This is a genomic window from Streptococcus sanguinis, from assembly GCF_019928825.1.
GTDB classification, from domain to species: domain Bacteria; phylum Bacillota; class Bacilli; order Lactobacillales; family Streptococcaceae; genus Streptococcus; species Streptococcus sanguinis_L.
Genome location: NZ_JAHZOP010000002.1, coordinates 195,456 through 215,212, shown reverse-complemented (window position 1 = coordinate 215,212; position 19,757 = coordinate 195,456). Strand labels below are relative to the sequence as shown.

17 protein-coding genes and 1 pseudogene are annotated in these 19,757 nt (G+C 44.1%); 12 read left to right on the top strand and 6 right to left on the bottom strand.

What is annotated here, in order from left to right:
• Positions 1–70 precede the first annotated feature (70 nt).
• From ftcD to hutG, 7 genes are all read left to right on the top strand, one after another.
• The gene (gene ftcD, locus K1J09_RS04600) at positions 71–970 is read left to right on the top strand and encodes a glutamate formimidoyltransferase (RefSeq protein ID WP_223323093.1); all 900 of its coding nucleotides are present in this window, start codon (positions 71–73) and stop codon (positions 968–970) included.
• Between the two features lie 14 nt (positions 971–984).
• Positions 985–1,611, top strand: coding sequence for a cyclodeaminase/cyclohydrolase family protein (locus K1J09_RS04595; protein WP_223323091.1), 627 nt, complete (start codon positions 985–987; stop codon positions 1,609–1,611).
• 66 nt (positions 1,612–1,677) lie between these two features.
• Positions 1,678–3,351: a formate--tetrahydrofolate ligase gene (locus tag K1J09_RS04590; RefSeq protein ID WP_223323090.1), complete on the top strand. Its 1,674-nt coding sequence runs from the start codon at positions 1,678–1,680 to the stop codon at positions 3,349–3,351.
• A gap of 12 nt (positions 3,352–3,363) precedes the next feature.
• The gene (locus K1J09_RS04585; RefSeq protein ID WP_223323088.1) at positions 3,364–3,963 is read left to right on the top strand and encodes a HutD/Ves family protein; all 600 of its coding nucleotides are present in this window, start codon (positions 3,364–3,366) and stop codon (positions 3,961–3,963) included.
• A 75-nt stretch (positions 3,964–4,038) separates the two neighbouring features.
• On the top strand, positions 4,039–5,391 hold the full coding sequence (locus K1J09_RS04580) for an APC family permease (RefSeq protein ID WP_009659819.1): 1,353 nt from the start codon (positions 4,039–4,041) through the stop codon (positions 5,389–5,391).
• A gap of 5 nt (positions 5,392–5,396) precedes the next feature.
• Positions 5,397–6,938, top strand: coding sequence for a histidine ammonia-lyase (gene hutH / locus K1J09_RS04575; protein ID WP_223323086.1), 1,542 nt, complete (start codon positions 5,397–5,399; stop codon positions 6,936–6,938).
• A gap of 142 nt (positions 6,939–7,080) precedes the next feature.
• Positions 7,081–8,070 (top strand): formimidoylglutamase, encoded by a 990-nt coding sequence (gene hutG, locus K1J09_RS04570; protein ID WP_317627832.1) that lies wholly within the window; start codon positions 7,081–7,083, stop codon positions 8,068–8,070.
• 61 nt (positions 8,071–8,131) lie between these two features.
• Here hutG and K1J09_RS04565 read toward each other — a convergent pair whose 3' ends face one another.
• Complete coding sequence (locus tag K1J09_RS04565; protein ID WP_125356079.1) at positions 8,132–11,188, bottom strand: AAA family ATPase; 3,057 nt, start codon at positions 11,186–11,188, stop codon at positions 8,132–8,134.
• Between the two features lie 160 nt (positions 11,189–11,348).
• Between K1J09_RS04565 and K1J09_RS04560 the strand changes: the two genes are divergently transcribed.
• On the top strand, positions 11,349–12,170 hold the full coding sequence (locus tag K1J09_RS04560; RefSeq protein WP_002901406.1) for a PrsW family intramembrane metalloprotease: 822 nt from the start codon (positions 11,349–11,351) through the stop codon (positions 12,168–12,170).
• A 64-nt stretch (positions 12,171–12,234) separates the two neighbouring features.
• Here K1J09_RS04560 and K1J09_RS04555 read toward each other — a convergent pair whose 3' ends face one another.
• Genes K1J09_RS04555 through K1J09_RS04545 form a run of 3 tightly spaced genes read right to left on the bottom strand, consistent with a single transcriptional unit; the run spans position 12,235 to position 14,179 of the window.
• Entirely contained in the window at positions 12,235–12,747 is a 513-nt protein-coding gene (locus tag K1J09_RS04555; protein ID WP_002901407.1) for a hypothetical protein, read from the bottom strand.
• A complete protein-coding gene (locus tag K1J09_RS04550; RefSeq protein ID WP_002901408.1) occupies positions 12,747–13,580 on the bottom strand; it encodes a hypothetical protein in 834 nt (277 codons plus the stop codon). The genes K1J09_RS04555 and K1J09_RS04550 overlap by 1 nt, the downstream gene beginning before the upstream one ends.
• The gene (locus K1J09_RS04545) at positions 13,556–14,179 is read right to left on the bottom strand and encodes a hypothetical protein (RefSeq protein WP_223323082.1); all 624 of its coding nucleotides are present in this window, start codon (positions 14,177–14,179) and stop codon (positions 13,556–13,558) included. The genes K1J09_RS04550 and K1J09_RS04545 overlap by 25 nt, the downstream gene beginning before the upstream one ends.
• 390 nt (positions 14,180–14,569) lie before the next feature.
• On the opposite strand from K1J09_RS04545, the gene K1J09_RS04540 reads away from it, so the two are divergent.
• The 4 genes from K1J09_RS04540 (at position 14,570) to K1J09_RS04525 (ending at position 18,159) form a co-directional block, all read left to right on the top strand.
• Positions 14,570–15,619: a bifunctional glycosyltransferase family 2/GtrA family protein gene (locus K1J09_RS04540; RefSeq protein ID WP_223323080.1), complete on the top strand. Its 1,050-nt coding sequence runs from the start codon at positions 14,570–14,572 to the stop codon at positions 15,617–15,619.
• A complete protein-coding gene (locus tag K1J09_RS04535; protein ID WP_223323078.1) occupies positions 15,616–16,527 on the top strand; it encodes a phosphodiester glycosidase family protein in 912 nt (303 codons plus the stop codon). The genes K1J09_RS04540 and K1J09_RS04535 overlap by 4 nt, the downstream gene beginning before the upstream one ends.
• Positions 16,508–16,963, top strand: coding sequence for a hypothetical protein (locus K1J09_RS04530; RefSeq protein ID WP_223323076.1), 456 nt, complete (start codon positions 16,508–16,510; stop codon positions 16,961–16,963). Before K1J09_RS04535 ends, K1J09_RS04530 begins: the two co-directional genes overlap by 20 nt.
• A 161-nt stretch (positions 16,964–17,124) precedes the next feature.
• Positions 17,125–18,159, top strand: a complete 1,035-nt coding sequence (locus tag K1J09_RS04525; RefSeq protein ID WP_002914358.1) for a DUF4839 domain-containing protein — start codon at positions 17,125–17,127, stop codon at positions 18,157–18,159.
• 60 nt (positions 18,160–18,219) lie between these two features.
• Here the strand turns inward: K1J09_RS04525 and K1J09_RS04520 are convergent.
• Positions 18,220–18,825 (bottom strand): annotated as a pseudogene (locus K1J09_RS04520) (histidine phosphatase family protein).
• 14 nt (positions 18,826–18,839) lie between these two features.
• Positions 18,840–19,682 carry an HAD family hydrolase gene (locus K1J09_RS04515; RefSeq protein WP_223323074.1) on the bottom strand — a complete coding sequence of 281 codons (843 nt, stop codon included), beginning with the start codon at positions 19,680–19,682 and terminating at the stop codon, positions 18,840–18,842.
• Positions 19,683–19,757 lie beyond the last annotated feature (75 nt).

Below are 19,757 nucleotides of genomic sequence, written 5' to 3'. Positions count from 1 at the left end.
CTAGCTCAGCTGGAAGTTCCACTTTATTCACTTTGTAATTTTAATAATATATATCACGAGGTAATATCTTATGGCAAAAATTGTTGAATGTATTCCTAACTTTTCTGAAGGCCGCAATCAAGCGGTTATTGACGGTCTAGTTGAAGTAGCTAAGAGCGTGCCAGGCGTAACACTTCTGGACCACTCTTCTGATGCCAGCCACAACCGCAGCGTCTTTACCTTGGTCGGTGATGACCAAAACATTCAGGAAGTTGCCTTCCGTTTGGTTAAATACGCTTCTGAAAATATTGACTTGACCAAGCACCAGGGTGAACACCCTCGTATGGGCGCAACTGATGTCCTGCCTTTTGTACCTATCAAGGACATCACAAGTGAGGAATGCGTAGAAATTGCGAAGACCGTATCTGAGCGGATTAATCGTGAGCTCGGTATTCCTATCTTCCTCTATGAAGATGCAGCGACTCGTCCAGAGCGTAAGAACTTGGCTAAGGTTCGTAAAGGACAGTTTGAAGGCATGACTGAAAAACTCTTGGAACCAGACTGGGCGCCTGACTACGGTGAAAGAAAGATTCACCCAACTGCTGGTGTTACTGCTGTCGGAGCTAGAATGCCTCTCATCGCCTACAATATCAACTTGGATACAGACAACCTGGAAATCGCCAACAATATTTCCAAAATCATCCGTGGATCAAGCGGTGGCTACAAGTATTGTAAAGCTATCGGCGTTATGCTGGAAGACCGCAACATTGCTCAGGTTTCTATCAATATGGTCAATCTGGAAAAATTCCCACTCTATCGTGTCTTTGAAACTGTTCGCTTTGAAGCTAAGCGCTACGGAGTTGGAATCCTCGGCTCAGAAGTTATCGGTTTAGCTCCAGCCAAGGCTTTGATTGACGCAGCAGAATACTATCTGCAAATCGAAGACTTTGACTACGGCAAGCAAGTTCTGGAAAACCATTTGCTGGGCTAGGAGGACTGAAACCTATGAAATTAGTAGATTTAAGTTTGACAGAATTTGCTCAAGTCCTAGGATCAGATGCTCCTGCACCAGGAGGTGGCTCTGCCGCTGCTCTTTCAGCAGCGAACGGTATTTCCCTGACTAAGATGGTCTGTGAATTGACCCTAGGCAAAAAAAAATACGTAGAATTTGAAGCAGAAATTGCTCAAGTGCACGCAGAAAGTGCCCGCCTGCAAGAAAGCCTGCTCGCAGCTATTGACAAGGACACTGAAGCATTCAATCTGGTCTCCGCCGTCTTTGATATGCCTAAGGAAACGGAGGAAGACAAGGCTGCCCGTCGAGAAGCGATGCAACAAGCCCTCAAGGAAGCGACCAAGTCACCTTATGGCATGATGGAAGACATCTTGACTGCCCTGCAAACAACTCAAAAGGCTGTTGGCAAGTCCAATACCAATGCTGCCAGCGACCTGGGAGTCGCAGCTCTCAACCTTAAGGCTGGTCTGCAAGGAGCTTGGCTCAATGTCCTCATCAACCTGTCAGGTGTCAAGGATGAAGCATTTGTCGCAGACTACCGCAGCAAGGGTGAAGATCTCCTACAAAAAGGCTGCGCTCTAGCAGATGAAATTTATCAAGAAATTTTGAAAGTTGTCTAATAGATAAATGGAAGATAAGTCCGCTCATTCCTATGAATGGACTTCCTCTTCTCAAGAGGTAACAATATGGTTTTATCAGATATTGAAATTGCGAATTCGGTTCAAATGAAGCCCATCAAAGAGGTGGCAGAAAAGCTAGGAATTGCTGAAGACGCCTTGTCTCTTTATGGAAATTACAAGGCAAAAATCAGTGCCGGCCAACTGGAAGCCTTAAAAGACAAGCCAGACGGCAAACTGATTCTCGTGACCGCTATTTCTCCGACACCAGCTGGAGAAGGCAAGACCACGACTTCTGTCGGATTGGTCGATGCTTTGGCTGCTATCGGTAAAAAAGCCGTTATCGCTCTGCGGGAGCCTTCTCTCGGACCTGTCTTTGGTATCAAGGGCGGAGCTGCTGGTGGTGGACACGCTCAGGTTGTGCCTATGGAGGATATCAATCTCCATTTCACTGGTGACTTTCATGCCATCGGTGTTGCCAACAACCTGCTGGCAGCCCTCATTGATAACCACATCCATCATGGCAATGCCTTAGGCATCGACTCTCGCCGCATCACTTGGAAGCGGGCAGTAGATATGAATGACCGGCAGTTGCGCCACATCGTAGACGGCTTGCAAGGTAAAGTCAACGGTGTTCCGCGTGAAGATGGTTTTGACATTACAGTTGCTTCTGAGGTTATGGCCATTCTCTGTCTGTCAGAAAATATCACTGACCTTAAGAACCGCTTGGAAAAAATCATCATTGGTTACAGCTTTGAAGGTAAGCCAGTAACTGCCAAGGATCTGAAAGCTGGTGGCGCTATGGCTGCTGTGCTCAAAGACGCTATCCATCCAAACTTGGTTCAAACTCTGGAACACACACCAGCCTTGATTCACGGTGGACCTTTTGCCAACATTGCCCATGGCTGTAACAGTGTCCTAGCTACTAAGCTGGCTCTCAAATATGCCGACTATGCAGTTACAGAAGCTGGTTTCGGTGCTGACCTCGGTGCTGAAAAATTCATTGATATCAAGTGTCGTACATCTGGACTTCGTCCATCGGCTGTAGTTCTAGTTGCTACCATCCGCGCTCTCAAGATGCACGGCGGTGTGGCTAAGAGCGATCTGGCTGAAGAAAATGTCCAAGCCGTTGTAGATGGTCTGCCAAACTTGGAAAAACATCTGGAAAACATTCAAGATGTTTATGGTCTTCCAGCAGTCGTTGCCATCAATAAATTCCCGCTGGATACCGAAGCAGAGTTGCAAGCAGTTTATGAGGCCTGCCAAAAGCGCGGCGTTGACGTAGTGATTTCCGACGTCTGGGCAAATGGCGGAGCTGGCGGTAAAGAGTTGGCTGAAAAAGTCGTTGAACTGGCCGAAGGAGACAATCACTTCCAATTTGTATATAATGAAGAGGACTCCATCGAGACCAAGCTGAACAAAATTGTTACTAAGGTTTATGGAGGCAAGGGCGTTCGCCTGACTCCTGCTGCTAAATGCGAGCTCAAACAACTGGAAGAGCTAGGCTTCTCCAACTATCCTATCTGTATGGCTAAGACTCAGTACTCTTTCTCAGATGATGCTAAAAAGCTAGGTGCGCCTAAAGACTTTGTTGTGACTATCAGCCAGCTCAAAGTTTCTGCTGGTGCAGGTTTCATCGTTGCTCTGACTGGTGCGATCATGACCATGCCAGGACTGCCTAAAGTACCAGCCAGCGAAAAAATTGATGTTGACAAAGACGGCAATATCAGCGGTTTGTTCTAATAAATACCAAAAATGACAAATATAACCCTTTTAAGAGCAAACGATTTTCAAGTTTCCGATTGGTCGGGGGGAAAGACAAAACAGCTTTATCTTTCCCCGCAAACTGGCCACTATGGCAAGCGGGAATTTGACTATCGACTCTCAACAGCGACTGTGGAGTTAGCTGAAAGTCAGTTTTCTGACCTCAGCGGCTTTCACCGCATTCTCATGAGCCTGGACCACACACTTCATCTCCACAATGCCAGCCGGCAGGAGGAAACGGTTCTAGCTCCCTTTACTCCCTATGTCTTTGAAGGGAGTGATTCTATCACAAGTCGGGGGACTTGTACCGACTTTAATTTAATCTACAGCGACCATTATCAGGGACAGATGATTGCCATCTCAAATGGGCAAGAGCTTAGCCGAGATGACGAAATTCAATTTATCTATGCCTTAGAGAATCTGACGGTGACGGGAACAAACCTGCCAGCACTTAACCTAGAGGCAGAGCAGCTTCTGATAGTGGAAAAAGAGACTCAGGAAACTGAGTTGCATATAATGTTTTCGAGTAACCAGCCAAAGGGTGCTCCCCTTGCTATATGGGCTGGTTTGACCCACATCCCTACTAAGTAAAGATACCATGATGCCTTGTCACCATTCTATCTTTACTTGGAAAGGATCCCATATCTCTAAAGGAGAAACATTATTATGGATGCAACTAAACTCACTGCACAAGAACAAGAACAGGAAAAAGCGAAATTCAGCTTTTCCGGTGCAACTCTCTACGGTATCAATGCCGTTATCGGATCAGGGATTTTCCTCCTACCGCAAAAGATTTATAAAGGACTTGGTCCTGCCTCTCTAGCTGTCATGCTTGGAACTGCACTCCTCGTTATTCTCTTAGCCGTCTGCTTGGCAGAAACTGCTGGTTATTTTAATAAAAATGGCGGAGCTTTCCAATATTCCAAAGCGGCCTTCGGAAACTTTGTAGGCTTTAATGTCGGTTTTCTGGGATGGGTCGTAACCATTATCGCTTGGGCCGCTATGGCAGCAGCATTTGCAAGACTTTTTGTCATCACTTTTAAAGCCTTTGAACCTTATGAACTTTTGCTCAGTGTGAGCCTGATTATTTTGCTCAGCTTGATGAATATATCTGGTCTTAAGACTTCAAAAATATTTACCTTGACTGCTACTGTAGCTAAACTCATTCCAATCGTTGCCTTTAGTTTATGCGCAATTTTCTTTATTAAATCGGGAATTGATAAAGGTAACTTCACTCCGTTTCTACAACTAGATCCTAAAGTAGATATCATGAAAGCTATCTCAAGTACAGCCATTTATATCTTCTACGGATTTATCGGATTTGAAACCATGTCTATCGTTGCTGGTGAAATGCGCAACCCAGAAAAGAATGTACCTCGGGCTATCTTAGGCTCTATCAGTATTGTATCAGTTCTCTATATGTTGATTATCGCTGGAACCATTTCCATGCTGGGCAGCCGTATCTTGCAAACAGATGCTTCTGTACAAGACGCCTTTGTTGAGATGATTGGCCCTGCTGGTGCTTGGATTATTTCCATTGGAGCACTCATCTCTATCACTGGTCTTAATATCGGAGAGTCCGTCATGGTTCCGCGTTATGGTGCAGCTATCGCAAATGAAGGCCTGCTTCCTAAGAAAATTGCAGAAACCAACTCTAAAAATGCCCCTATAGTTGCCATTATTATTTCAGGAATTCTGGCTATCGCCCTGCTCTTCTCTGGTAAGTTTGAAGAATTAGCAGCTCTCAGCGTGGTCTTCCGCTTCTTCCAATACATCCCAACTGCTCTAGCTGTACTAGTATTAAGAAAGAAATATCCAGACAAGAAAGTAGTTTTCCGCGTTCCATTTGGTCCAGTAATTCCAATTTTGGCGGTTCTAGTCAGCCTTGTCATGATTTGGGGTGAAAACCCAATGAACTATGTTTACGGCCTCATCGGTGTCCTTATCGCCAGTGCAGTATACTTTATCTATATAGTACTGATTTGTAAAAATAAAGTTCTTAAACAAGAAGGAGAATGAATCTTATGACACATGTAATTAATTTGGATGGCGAACACCTTACTTTAGAAGACGTCATCGCAGTAGCTCGTCATGGAGCCATTTGCGAAATCGACCAAGAAGCTAAGAAAGCAGTAGAAGCTTCCCGCAAAATCGTGGATGACATCGTCCGCGAAAAGCGGGTAGTCTACGGTGTTACAACTGGCTTTGGCTCTCTCTGCAATGTCAGCATCTCACCAGAAGATACGACTCAACTGCAAGAAAACCTAATTCGGACGCACTCCTCAGGCTACGGCGATCCCCTACCTGAAGATGCAGTCCGTGCGATTATGCTAATCCGGATTAATTCCTTGGTCAAGGGATATTCTGGTATCCGTCTCTCTACTGTCGAAAAGCTTCTGGAATTGCTCAATAAAGGTGTCGTGCCTTACATTCCGGAAAAAGGATCTTTGGGAGCTTCTGGTGACTTAGCTCCCCTGGCTCACATGGTTCTGCCTATGCTAGGACTGGGCCGCGCTTACTATCAAGGTGAATTGCTCTCTGGACAAGAAGCTTTGGACAAGGCCGGTATCGAGAAAATTGCTCTAGCAGCCAAGGAAGGGCTGGCGCTGATTAACGGTACGACTGTCCTGACAGGTATCGGAGCTCTGGCTACCTATGATGCCATCCAGCTGCTTAAGCTGTCAGATGTCGCTGGTGCTCTTTCCATGGAAGTCCATAATGGTATTACCAGTCCTTTCGAAGAAGACCTGCATACCATTCGACCTCAGAGCGGACAGCTAGCTACAGCCCGCAATATCCGCAACCTGCTGGAAGGCAGTGGCAACACAACCGTAGCCACTCAACAACGGGTCCAAGACCCTTACACCCTGCGTTGTATTCCGCAGATTCATGGTGCCAGCAAGGACTCTATCGCTTATGTCAAGACCAAGGTCGAGATTGAGATTAACTCAGTTACAGATAACCCAATCATCACAAAAGAAGGCCACGTCATCTCAGGCGGTAACTTCCACGGAGAACCAATGGCACAGCCATTCGACTTCCTCGGCATCGCTATTTCTGAAATCGGAAATGTATCCGAGCGTCGTGTAGAACGTTTGGTCAACAGCCAACTGAGCAAGCTTCCATCCTTCTTAGTCAAACACCCAGGACTCAACTCTGGTTTTATGATTACCCAGTATGCTTGTGCTTCACTCGCATCTGAAAACAAAGTTCTGTCTCATCCAGCCAGCGTAGACTCTATCCCATCTTGTGAAAACCAAGAAGACTTTGTCAGCATGGGAACTACTGCAGCACGTAAGGCAGCTGAAATTCTTAAGAATTCTCGCCGCATCGTGGCAACAGAAATCATGGCAGCCTGCCAAGCTCTAGATCTGAAACCAGAAAATCATGAACTAGGCAAGGGAACCAAGCCAGCTTATGACCTCTTCCGTCAGCATGTCCGCTTTATCGAGTTTGATAAGGACATTGAAATCTACGAAGAGCTCAACAAGGCTTCTGAGCTGATTGAAAACGAAGAATTCCTAGCAGCCGTTGAAAAGGCTGTAGACTTGAGCATTCAGTTCTAAAGCTGGTGGCTCTGTAAAAAAACTAACATAAGAAGCCCGCTCTCGTTCAGCTGGGCTTCTTTTCCCGCCAAAAGTCATTGACAGGCTTAGCGGAAACTCTTATAATAAAGTCGCAAGTATCGTTATGGAAAAGGACAAAATCATGTTAGAAGATTACTATCAGCTAGATAACAGCTACTATCATAAGAGACTGGATGATGATTTATATGCTGCCAAATGGGGGATGGTTATTGAGTTTTTGGACTTAAATGACCCTAACTTAAAACCCTTTGACGGCGTTAACTTTGCCTTGATTGGCTTCAAGAGTGACAAAGGAGTTTATATCAACCACGGCCGAGTGGGGGCTGTCGAAGGGCCACAAGCTATCCGAACCCAGCTGGCCAAGCTTCCTTGGCATCTGGGCAGAAACGTCCGCGTCTTTGATGTTGGCGATATTGACGGTCCTAATCGCTCTCTGGAGCAGCTGCAGCAAAGCTTGGCTCGAGCAGTCAAACGCCTGCGAGAGCTCAATCTCCGGCCTATTGTCCTAGGGGGCGGCCACGAAACAGCCTACGGTCACTATCTGGGACTTAAGTCGTCACTAGCTCCTGACCAAGACTTGGCCGTTATCAATATGGATGCCCATTTTGATTTGCGGCCTTATGACCAGACTGGTCCCAACTCTGGTACCGGTTTTCGCCAGATGTTCGATGACACTCTGGCTCAGAAGCAGGCCTTTAACTACCTTATCCTAGGGATTCAGGAGCATAATAACAATCTCTTTCTCTTTGACTTTGTGGCAAAATCCAAGGCTATCCAGTTTCTGACTGGAATGGATATGTACCAAATGGGTTACAAGGAAGTCTGTAAAGTGGTTGATACCTTTCTAGCCGGCAAGGAGCAGGTCTATTTGACCATTGATATTGACTGCTTCTCAGCTGGTGCCGCTCCTGGTGTCAGTGCCATTCAGTCACTGGGTGTGAATCCCAATCTGGCTGTTTTGATCTTCCAGCACATCGCCGCCTCAGGCAAACTGATTGGCTTTGACATCGTCGAAGTCTCTCCGCCTCACGATATAGACAACCATACGGCTAATCTGGCTGCCAGCTTTGTCTTTTACCTGACCCAAGTCTGGGCACAAGCACACGATTGATGGGCATTTAAAAACTTCATTACAAACATCAAAAGAGGATGAACATTGCTTTCATCCTCTTTTATCGTGCGTTTAATGCCTGAGACAAGTTCTGACGTAAGTTTTCTAATTCCTTTAGCTGGTGCCGGTCTCGGTAGGGATTGAGCTGGCTTTTAGCCGTTTCATAGTAGGTGTCAAAGTCCTGATCCAGCAAGACTTCAAAGCCTGCTCCCTGCAAGTTTCCGGTCAGCAGTCCATACTTAATCACAGCCATCAGATAGTAGATCAGCCCCTTGTCCCTCGGATTGCCATAGCGACTGATGAGACTATCCTTTTTCCGCAGCAGATCAAGCATCGGCTGGTAGTCTCTCTTCTCATAGCCAATCAAGGCCAAATAAACTTCCAACTGGGTCTCTTTCCAAGGGAAGCTAAGGGACTTCAGAGCTGTTTTCGCCTTGAGGAAAATTCGCTCTGCCTGCTCATAATCTTTCAGCTGATAATAGGTCATGCCCAAGCTGATGTAGAAAGCAAAAATCGAAGGCTCTGCTGTCTTATTTTCCGTCAGCTTAATGGCCTCTTTCTGATGAGCCAGAGATGCCGTGAAATTCCCGCGAATTTGCTCAATCTCCGCCAGATAGTCTAGAGCCGCCGCAATCTGAATTGAGTACTTGGAACGCAGCGAAGCCGTCAAGCTGAAACAGTCGATAGACTGGTAGAGGTGGTGGAGCGACTGCTCCTCATCCCCAATCATGAGATGATAGAGCCCCTTGAGCCGGAGATTGATGGCAATGGCTTCGTGATTGTTGGCCTGGACCGAAGCATCCAGAGCCAATTCCGTATAGTAGCGCATCTCAGGGATATTCTCTGTCTGGATGCAGTAATAAATCATCTGCCGATAGCCTTCTAAGAGAAAATCCATCTGCTGCAGCTCCTTGGCCGAAATAATCACCTGCTGGATATTGTCCATCCCCTGCTGGTAATCCCCTGTCCGGATAGCATAGCGCCCTTCTAGATAGAGGAAACGGAGAACCAAGAGCTGAAAATCTTTGTGATTCTGGTGTTTTCTCTCTAAGCCCTCTATTTCCCGACGAATACGGTCAAACTGGTCTAAAACCGCTGACTGATTGCTATCATCCGTCTTTTCGATAAAGCCAAACTCCCGTGAGTAAATCGGAAAGAGCTCGTGATGAAACTGCAAGGTAGCCTCAAGATAATGCAGCTCGTACTCCAGAGACTTAATGGGCTGCTTGGACATCTTGTAGTGATAGGCGATTTCATTGAGCAGCTGGGCATGCTGGAGAGAGTCTCCCAGCTGGTCTTCCATGCCTTGGGCAATCTGGTGATGCAGCATTCGTTTCTTGGCAAGTGACAAGCGCTCATAGGCGTAGATTCTTAGAAGCTCCTGGCTGAATCGCACCACCAAGTCCTCGCCCTGCTCCTCTTCCATCAACAGCTGCTTCTGTCCAAACTCCTCAGTGATTTCGACCACTTCTTCCATCGGCAGGCCTAATAACCTAGCTAAGAGCGAAACCGACGCAGGAGCCCTAAAGCAAGCCAGGTAGTCTACCAACTCCTCCTCTTGGCTGCTCAGGTAATCCAGCTTCAGAGACAGCTTAGCCTTAATAGCCGGAGTCAACGGATAAAACTTCTCTCCTCGCAGGAGCTGCTCAGCGTATTCCGACAGGAAGAAAGGGATGCCTTGACTGACCCGATAAATATCCTCAAGGCGTGCTTCAGACATGGCTAGCTGACCCGTCTGGGCTTGCAAATAAGCAACACTATCCTTAAAATTCAGCGGCTGCAGCTCAATAAAGCCCAGCTTATTGCGTACCAGCAGGTGATTGAAAAAATGTTCCAAATAAGAAGGGGTGCTCAGATGTTTGGTCAGCACAAAGGCCACAGGATAGCCGGTCAAATGATTCATAACCTGCTCCAAGACAGCAACACTGGCCTTATCCATCCAGTGACAGTCCTCAATTAAGATTATCAAAGCCTTTTTCTTAGAAATCTTCTGCAGAATATCCACCACAAACTGAGCTATCTTGTCCGCATCCAACTGAAGACTAGAAGTGCCGCCTGTCAAAATGGGAAAATAACTCTCCAAAATGACCTGCCACTGGCTGATAGAGAGAATCTGGTGCTGAATAACCAAGTCCCCCAAGCCGTCCAGCAAGCTACGCCAAGGCTGGAGCTCTGCCTTCATCTCTTCCTTGAAGCACTCAGCCATGACAATCTGGAAATACTTGGTCTGATTGGCCAATACTTGACGAGTCACTGTCCGCTTTCCGATACCAGTACCACCGACTAGGACCAGAGCACGCGCCTCCTGAGCCTCTATCACTTTGGAGAAATAAGATTCCAAGCGCTTAATTTCATCGACCCGCCCGAAAAAGTGATCCGTATTGCGCAGAAACTGCTTGGTCTTGCGCTCGCTACGGTCCTTAGCTAGCACCTCATGATATAGTTGCTGGATAGGTTCCGTAGGACTAATGCCCAGTTCCTTATCCAAGAGATTCAGCAATTTGTAATAGGTCTCAATGACCTTTCCAGGCCGATCATTATCCTGATAGAGCTTCATGAGCAGATGATAGTTCTTCTCATCAAACTCATCAATGCTGATCAAGCGGCGCAAATTCCGCTCAGCCTCTTCCAAATCCAGCTGGTCTTTTTCCGCTTCCAGCTGCTGGTAGCAGGCTTGGATATAAAGCTGCTCATATCGCGTCCGCATCTTGGACACCCAGTAATCAAAGGCCTCGCTGTCCTTGAGATAGAAGCCCTGCAAAAAATCCCCCTGATAGAGCGACAGATGCTCCGCTGGATGGTCTGTGAAACGTTCTACATCACTTTCAATCGCACACTCGGGATTAAGCGACAGCACAGTCCGGTTTGGAGCGACAATCCATTCCCCACCTAGTAGCTTGTTAGCTTGATAAATCGTGTTGCGCAGATTCTTTTTGGCGGTCTGATTATCCTTATTTTCCCATAGGATTCCTGCAATCTCTTCTCTATTGACTGCACCATTGATATGAAGATAGTAAAGCAGAGCATTGATTTTGGCAAAAGGAAAAAAGACTTCCTCTTGATTGAGAAAGACACTCGGACTTCCCAGCAATTTCAACCTCAACAGATTTTTCGACATGCAAACGCCTCCAAGAAACCTTATAGAACTAATATAAACAAAAAGAGACAGTTTGGCAAGTAAAGTATTATACTAGCCCTTAATTTCCAGTTTTTAAATTGGTTTTATTTAGGATTTTTTTGTTATACTAGGATGAAAATAAAATTTTAGAAAGTTACTTATGAAGAAAAATATTGTTCTTTTCATTTTTCTCCTTCTGAGCGCGATTGGCTTAGAATACGAGACACAAGCCTATACTACTGGCAGTATGTCAGGTACTTCCTATGGGATTGTCGGACTATCAGCCCTCTTGGCCCTGCTCTATATCATTCCTTCCCTGCTCTTGATTCGTCAACTGGGAAAAAAATGGCAGACGCCTGCACTTAGTCTTGGGGTAGCTCTGCTAGGTGGCCTTTTCATTTCTGGCTGGACCTCTGGCTTGGCCAACACCTATATCCACGAGTGGGTCAGCACGAGCTTCCCAAATACTCTGCTCAGCGACCTAGAAAATGCTATCGCAGCTCCGCTGGTTGAAGAACCCCTCAAGCTGTTGGCAGTTGCCTTCGCAGTCTATCTAGTCCCCGTCAAAAAGCTCAAATCCTTCTTGATGCTGGGTATTACAGCTGGCATGGGCTTTCAGATTAGCGAGGATTTCTCTTATATCCTCTCTGACCTGCCCGAAGGCTTCTCCTTCACTATCTCTGGTATCCTAGGCCGCATCACAGGCGGCGTTGCCTCTCACTGGCTCTACACTGCCCTAACCACTCTCGGTCTAGCTCTCATGCTGCGCTATGCCAAGACTCAGAAAAACCACTTCCGAGCAGGGCTCTTCTACTTCCTAGCAGCCTTCGTCCTCCACTTCTTCTGGAACTCACCGCTGACTGCTATTGAAACCGACATCCCCGTCATCGTTCCAGCCATGACTGCTCTAGCTGTCTTTATCTTTTACCAAGCCTACCGAACAGCCCATAAAATCGATCAGGAAGAATTGGGAGTGCATTAATGCAAAAAAACGACCGTTATGGTCGTTTTTTTGATACATATTATAAATACGTCTTTATCTAATACTATTTTTCAGCAAATAGGATGCGGTGAAGCATGTCAACTAAACTAGTATACTGATTCTCTTGTTTATGCAAGTTTCTCAAACTTTGATAATTTACAATTAAAATGGCTAATAAACAGAAATGACGGACATCGTACAATAAACCAATCTGGTTATAATGCAATAATACTTTAAAAATATTTTTAAAATAGAAGAGAGCCACGACGCAATAGATCATACAAAGAAACATTTGCAGAAATGCTAAAAATTCTAAATTCTTGTGCAGTAGAATACGTTTCAGAATAAATGACAACACCAAAACAAGCGAGATTGACCATGACATCGATACTAGCAAGTCCAGATTAGAATGATTAATACTATCAACTGATTTCAAATCTGAGATTGACATAAAAACTTTATCATCAATCACTACCGTTGGAAAAATAAATATACCAAAGTAATAAACCAAAATGAAAATTACTTCTACCTTAAAATCTTCATCTTTAAAATTTACACTCCCACGATATTTTCTCATCACCAATTCTCCAATCTTAATTTCCCATCCTCAACAGCAAAACCTTTTTCTTCACCTTTTAAACGATAAATACCATTTGGCAAAGGCTCTTCATCGTTCAATTCTTTCAGGCTTTTTTTAAAAAACTCTGTCTTCTCATTATTGCTCAAATTATTCGGTAAATCGATACTAACGTAAATTAGACCATTTGCAATTGCATCTTTCACAGATAGTTCTTCTGCGCCGCCAAAAGTAGAATGACCTTTTTGTATATTACTTAGCCTGGATTCATCGAGCCAATGGAGTGATTGACTACCTATAAAGTTATCAGAAAAAGTACTTTTAAGACTGATTCTAGCCCCCTTTAACTCAGATGACTTTTGTAACCTTTTTGCAAAATCCCTCTCAATAATTTTATACTCCTTTTTTTCTTCAAAGACCTTCTTGATTATTGGTTCGTATATTTCATAACCATAATTACCCAATCCATCTCTTGAATATGCAGGCGTGTTAGAAGATATTGGATAAGAAACCTCTCCTTTGTAGGCTGGCAAAACAAGATCCAACCAACTCATATTTTTTTTAATAGGAAAAGTATAAACCTTACTCCCAACATTTTCAGTATAAATATAAGACACTTCCAAAGATGCCCAATTTCTTTTATCATCAGGAATGAAGCTCTTAACTTGAACTTTTCCACTAAAATATTGAGCTTGGTAGCCTGCTTTTAGGCGACTTTCTAAATTTTTTATCCCCAATAACCAGAGCAGAAAGAGAGAAAGGAAAAAAAGGAATAATGAAATAAAACCTCGGTATACTCTTTTAATCATCATTTCTCCTCTCTTTTGACCCATGTAATCGCATCCTTACCAGTAATATCATCTTTAATTTCCCAGTCAAATAGTTCTCTTAGTTCTTTCCTGCTAACTTTCTGAGTCCGGAGATTGATATAGAGCATTTGCTTTTCTCTAGTCCAAACTCCAACATAGTCATCATTACCATCGCCGTATAACTTTATTCTACCACTTAGCCTTACAAAACCTTGCTCATACGCAATCTTAAGCAAATCCATTGTCTCTTTTTTGATTCCTTTATGATCAAAACGATAATAGTGAATTTTAAAGTACTCATGTGGATCTTTGGTATAACCTTCATCTTTTCTTGTTCTAGAATCTTGGAAAACTATATAATGACGCCCAATATCAATTGATTCATATTCATCCTTATCGAGAGGGCGTTTTAAGGATGCAGACACAGACGGTATAGATGTAATATAGTCAATTTCTACTATCCCCTGATTGTGGCCTACAGTAAGATAATTTTCTTTTAAAGCCAGTTTTTCCTCATAACTTTTGTACCAGAAACCACAGATAAAAATAGATAGAAAAAACACCACTATCCCAATCAAATGCACATGCCACATCTGCCATTTAAAATTCTGGAATCTTTTCATTCGCTTCTCCTCGTTTTCTGGATGCCTGATACTGAGCATTCATCCTTTTCCAATCTATATTCTTCTTTTTATTCATCTTCCAATATTTTACCACGAATACTATCCCAAACAAATGCTTCTTGGAATTTTTCATAAGATTTTAGAAACTTTCCAATACCGCTGTTTATATATTACTTTTTAAAATAAGTCAAACTTCTCTGCTCCATCTTACATTTTATTCTACAATCTTATCTCTAATCCTCTCCCCACCAACCTTTTCCAACATCTTCCATCCTCTTCTTTCCATGCTCTTTCCTTAAAGAAATGTTAACATTTTCTTAAAACTAACTTATATTAGGAATCTTTAAGCCGCAGTCTGTATACTTTCTACAAATCATCTAAGAAAGAGGTATGGATATGGATTATCTAGTGATTCCGGCCTATGAGCCTGATTATAATCTTATTAAGCTGATAAAAAAAATTCACCATAAAAGTGATTTTCATATCATTGTTATCGATGACGGCAGCTCTTCCAAATGCCAGATAGTCTTTGAGCAGGCAGAGCAATACGCGACCGTGCTCCGTCATCAGGTCAATCAAGGCAAAGGGCAAGCGCTGAAAACTGCTTTCACCTTTATCCAAGCACTAAAGATCTATGGAACGGTGGTAACAGCAGATGCGGATGGCCAGCACAAGGTCTGGGATATTTTCCGCGTAGCGAGCAAAGCTTCTGAAAATCCCAATCAGCTGATTCTGGGAGCACGTGCCTTTACTGGCAAGGTGCCTCTGCGCAGCCGCTTCGGCAATAGTCTGACTCGAGCTCTCTTCAAAGCCCAGACTGGGGTGGATGTCTCCGATACCCAGACAGGCTTACGAGCCTTTACGACCAACATGATTCCCTTTATGCTAAAGGTAGAGGGGCAGCGCTATGAGTATGAAATGAACATGCTCTTAGAAGCCAGCAAGGAATATCCCATTTTGGAAGTGCCCATTGAGACGGTCTATATCAATGACAATCAAGGCTCCCACTTTCGGCCAATTCAGGATGGGCTCATGATTTATAAAAATATTTTTAAATTTGCCCTGACTTCTCTCAGCAGTTTCGTCGTGGACTACATCGTCTATGCAATGGCTCTCTTGTTTTTAACTGCTGTGCCGACCAGCCTGAGAATTCTTTTAGCTAACGGGATTGCCCGCGTGACCAGCTCAATCTTTAATTACTCGACCAATAAAAGGCTGGTCTTTAAGAACGATGACAGTATACTCAAGACAGGAACTGGCTATTTCAGCCTAGCTGTGGTGCTCTTTATCCTGGACACACTGCTGATTCGCCTCTTCTATGCTGTCTTTGGTCTTAATCTTCTGATTGTCAAAATCATCGTCGGCATCTTGCTCTTCACCGCCTCCTGGATGGTGCAAAAGAGATTTATTTTTAAGGAAAGGACAAACACCGCATCATGAAATTTTTAAAGAAACGCTATGCTTACGCCTCCATTTTCGGACTGCTTCTGACAGCTTCTTTCAGCTACTCCATGCTGAAAACCTTCGTCATCGCAGAGACCATTTCCACGGTTTCAAGCACAAGTTCATCGTCCAATGCCGAGGCTGCCAGCAAGGCTGCGGAAACAGCAACTGTGACGGATACCAGCTATTCAGACGACAACATCTCGGTCACGCTGACTGAAAAGACCGTCAGCAACACCCAAGTCTACATGGCTGATGTGACCGTCAGCTCATCAGAATACCTGAAAACAGCCTTTGCCCAAAACACCTACGGAAACAATGTCACAGCCAAAACTTCAGAAACGGCCGCCAACAACAATGCTATCCTAGCGGTCAATGGCGACTACTATGGGGCCAACACAACTGGCTATGTCATCCGCAACGGCGTCGTCTACCGCGATACCGTCCGAGAAGACTCCAGCAATGGTGATTTGGCCATTTACAAAGACGGCTCTTTTAAAATCATTTACGAAAATGAAATCTCTGCTGATCAACTGGTCAAAGACGGTGTGGTCAATCTCTTGGCCTTCGGCCCATCTCTTGTAGAAAATGGTGAGATTGTCGTTGATACCAACTCCGAAGTCGGCCAGTCCATGTCTTCCAATCCACGGACAGCTATCGGTATCATTGATGAAAACCACTATATCATTATCGTTTCAGACGGACGCACCTCAGAAAGCGAGGGGCTTTCCCTCTACCAGATGGCCGAAATCATGAAATCTTACGGAGTCAAGACTGCCTACAACCTTGATGGCGGCGGCTCCTCTACACTTTACTTTAACGGTCAGGTCATTAACAAACCTACAACCAACGGAAATACTATCTCAGAAAGGTCGGTGAGTGATATTGTCTACATCGGTTACTAATCCCAGCAAAAAACGTTTTAGAAAAACGGCCCTTATCTACGCACTATTAACTATTTTCTTCTTTGCTTTCAGCAGAATCTATGAATCTTTCAGTTTCGGCGAAACATCTAGCCACATGCACTATCTCTTTGCCATTCCTCTAGCGGGCGGCATCCTACTCCTGCTCTTCATGAAGGTCATCCCTAACCTCTCTCGGCTCAGCCTCAACCTCTGGAACTCGGCTGTAGCCATTATGACAACCGGCATGCTCTTCCGTGGCATCGTCAACCTATCTGGCCGCTCCACGACACTGGATACTCCCTATTGGTATGTAGGAGCAGCCTTTGCGGCTCTGGCACTACTCTCCATGGTCTTTACTCGCAGTGAGTGGAAGGCAGAAGGGGAAATCAGCAAAAAGAAAAAAGAATTTACATATACTGAACTTAGAAGAACATAAAAAATTCATCCCCTCCAGTTAGCTGAAGGGGATAAGTTCAATGTCAAATTATTATAAAATTAGATAATAATGCAAAAAACTTATTGACATAAACATGTTTCTGTATTATATATAGTATCAGAGATTTATATAAATTTAAATTGAAAAAGGTGGGAGATATTATGACTATATATAAAGGAAAAACGACTGAGGATGCAATTGAAAAAGGTTTAAAAGATTTAGCACTTGATAAAAATAAAGTTAAAATCGAAGTTAAACATCAAGGAAATACTGGAGTCTTTGGTTTATTTGCCAGTGAAGCTATAGTAGATATTAGGCCACTTACTGAAAAAGAAATTCAGCATAAAAAGTATCAGAAAATTTTTATGATTGTTGGAGTAACAATTGCAATAGTTGCTTTTGTTTGTATCGGTATTTTTTCGTCTTCTAAAGAAAATTCTAACGAGCTTTCTTTACCAATAGAGTCAGAAAACATTAATCAAAAAAATTATAAAGTGATTGTTAGTCAACTAGAGGATACTGGTTTTACAAATGTGAAAACTGAGAAAATTGAAGATCTTATCAACGGCTGGCTTATAAAAGATGGACAAATTGAAAGTGTATCTATTCAAGGAAAGACGGAGTTTCAAAAGGGAGAAAAAATTCCTAAAAATGCTCATATTACAGTCACCTATCACACTTTTAAAAAAGAGGAAAAGAATCAAGAAGGTAATAAAAAAAAGGAAAATTCCAGTTCCTCTTCAATTGATACTAAATCTTCTTCTAGCTCTTCCGAATCTTCCTCAAGCTCATCTGAATCATCAAAAAAACCTGAACCACAAACTATCACTCCTGACAACAATCCAGAATTTGCTGCCATCTTACAGACTGAAGATCCAACAGCAATTTCTTCCTTCGTTCAAAAATACAAAGGCAAGACAGTAGAATTTAATGGTTATATTGCTTATTTAAATCCTCATGCTAATTATAAAACTCGCTATGATATTCTAATTTATGCAGGTGATTATCCTGGACCTGATCTTGCTACTCCTGGCCCAGCTTTTCAATTTAATGATGTTGTTCCGACCTCAATATTTAAAAATTTTAGTGGAGATGGAGTTGGCATTGGACAAAATATGCATATAAAGGCTAGTGTGAGAGAGTTTACTAAAGGTGAGCTTCTGATTCTTGACCCAGTCGAAGTAACAGAACGATGATACAGTTAGTTTTATCTTTGTATAATAAAAATCTGGTTTCTCTATAAGAAACCAGATTTTTCATTCACACTCATACACACTCCCCGTCAGAGGGTCAATAACTTCTGCCAGCCTAAAATAGCCCTTCTCATAATGGTAATGGCAGATGGCGCAGTTGCCAAAGCGTACCTTGGGGTCCAGGGCTTGAGCTGCAATCTTGAGATAGAAGGCCCACATGGCACCGCCATGGCTGACGGCCAAGACTGGCTCTGCTCCTGCCTGCTCCATGACCTCAGTCAGAGTGACCAGCATGCGCTCACCGACTTGGTCCACACCTTCTCCGCCATAGGAAACGAAGAGGTCTTCAAAAGAGGTAGCTCCTGGTCGAAATTTCGGCTGCAGACGTTCAGGCTGAGCCTCAAAAAGACCAAAGTTCCATTCTTTAATGCCCTTAAGGCGAGTGTAGTCGGTTCGACCAGAGACAAGTTACAGCGTATCAGAAGCTTGCTCCTGAGTGGACGAATAGAGCTGACCAAAACGAATGCCCCGCTCTTTCAAATAAGTTCCTGCCTGGTGTGCCTGATCCTGTCCCAGTTCAGTCAGAGGGGAGTCACAAGCTCCCTGCACCAAGCCTTCTTGATTGAAAAAGGTTTGCCCATGCCGCATCAGATAAAGTGTTTTTGCCATCAATCATCTCTCCTTTAGATGAGTTCTAACTTTTCAAAGGCCTTGTAGAGACCGTCTTGGCTGACCGAGTCTGTCACCAGATCAGCCATGGCCTTGATTTCCGCTCCGCCATTTCCCATAGCGACCCCGACCTGACAATAGTCCAGCATAGGAATATCAACCTTGGCATCGCCAAAAGCCAGAGTATCTGCCCTGTCAGCATCCAGATGCTTCAGGAGAAGCTCAATGGCATGCGCTTTGGTAATGTCTTTGACGCCCAAGTCACCAAAGAGAGCATGCTCGTCCTTTCCTCCCCAAGTACCTGCCTTAAGTTCAGGAAAAGCTGACTTAGAGTTCAGATGGTCTTGATAGCTTCTGAGAATAAAGCTGACTTTGTTCAGGTCGTCCCGGTAGATCTCCCCACCATAAACCAGGCCATGAAGAGCTTCTTCAGCCTCCATATTTACTACTTTTTCTGGATTGACACCTTTTCCAAGTACATAGGTCCGAAGCACTGGTCGTGCTGCTTCGCGGAAGCCTTTGCTTGCAAAGAGACCGTTATTACTCTCTAGGTAAAACTCTAGCTCCCGCTCCTGAAGCCAGTCGACTAGCCTTTTAGCGACATCTCGCGGAATCAGTTGGTGCAGAATAACCTCCCCCTCATGCTCCACATAGGAGCCGTTGCCCCCAATCATGCCATCAAAGCCAATATCCCAAATTTCCGGCGGCATCTCAGCCTTGCTGCGACCTGTGCAGACATAGACCAGATGGCCCTTTTCCCGTGCCTTGCGAATGGCGACCACAGCAGACTCCGGTATATGATTATCATAGTCGATGATGGTACCGTCCACATCCAGAAAGATGATTTTTCTCGTCATAAAGCCCCTTTTTCTCATGATTTTCCTCGCATTTGCCGAATGCTTTCTTCATTTTTTACAAATTCTCTCACTTTT

What these genes read in the sequence shown, in the direction of transcription:
- K1J09_RS04555 (WP_002901407.1), bottom strand. Translation starts at nt 12,747, where the DNA reads ATGAGAAAATATCGTGGGAGTGTAAATTTTAAAGATGAAGATTTTAAG.
- K1J09_RS04560 (WP_002901406.1), top strand. Translation starts at nt 11,349, where the DNA reads ATGAAGAAAAATATTGTTCTTTTCATTTTTCTCCTTCTGAGCGCGATT.
- hutH (WP_223323086.1), top strand. Translation starts at nt 5,397, where the DNA reads ATGACACATGTAATTAATTTGGATGGCGAACACCTTACTTTAGAAGAC.
- hutG (WP_317627832.1), top strand. Translation starts at nt 7,081, where the DNA reads ATGTTAGAAGATTACTATCAGCTAGATAACAGCTACTATCATAAGAGA.
- K1J09_RS04545 (WP_223323082.1), bottom strand. Translation starts at nt 14,179, where the DNA reads ATGAAAAGATTCCAGAATTTTAAATGGCAGATGTGGCATGTGCATTTG.
- K1J09_RS04585 (WP_223323088.1), top strand. Translation starts at nt 3,364, where the DNA reads ATGACAAATATAACCCTTTTAAGAGCAAACGATTTTCAAGTTTCCGAT.
- K1J09_RS04595 (WP_223323091.1), top strand. Translation starts at nt 985, where the DNA reads ATGAAATTAGTAGATTTAAGTTTGACAGAATTTGCTCAAGTCCTAGGA.
- K1J09_RS04535 (WP_223323078.1), top strand. Translation starts at nt 15,616, where the DNA reads ATGAAATTTTTAAAGAAACGCTATGCTTACGCCTCCATTTTCGGACTG.
- ftcD (WP_223323093.1), top strand. Translation starts at nt 71, where the DNA reads ATGGCAAAAATTGTTGAATGTATTCCTAACTTTTCTGAAGGCCGCAAT.
- K1J09_RS04580 (WP_009659819.1), top strand. Translation starts at nt 4,039, where the DNA reads ATGGATGCAACTAAACTCACTGCACAAGAACAAGAACAGGAAAAAGCG.
- K1J09_RS04515 (WP_223323074.1), bottom strand. Translation starts at nt 19,682, where the DNA reads ATGACGAGAAAAATCATCTTTCTGGATGTGGACGGTACCATCATCGAC.
- K1J09_RS04525 (WP_002914358.1), top strand. Translation starts at nt 17,125, where the DNA reads ATGACTATATATAAAGGAAAAACGACTGAGGATGCAATTGAAAAAGGT.
- K1J09_RS04590 (WP_223323090.1), top strand. Translation starts at nt 1,678, where the DNA reads ATGGTTTTATCAGATATTGAAATTGCGAATTCGGTTCAAATGAAGCCC.
- K1J09_RS04565 (WP_125356079.1), bottom strand. Translation starts at nt 11,188, where the DNA reads ATGTCGAAAAATCTGTTGAGGTTGAAATTGCTGGGAAGTCCGAGTGTC.
- K1J09_RS04550 (WP_002901408.1), bottom strand. Translation starts at nt 13,580, where the DNA reads ATGGGTCAAAAGAGAGGAGAAATGATGATTAAAAGAGTATACCGAGGT.
- K1J09_RS04540 (WP_223323080.1), top strand. Translation starts at nt 14,570, where the DNA reads ATGGATATGGATTATCTAGTGATTCCGGCCTATGAGCCTGATTATAAT.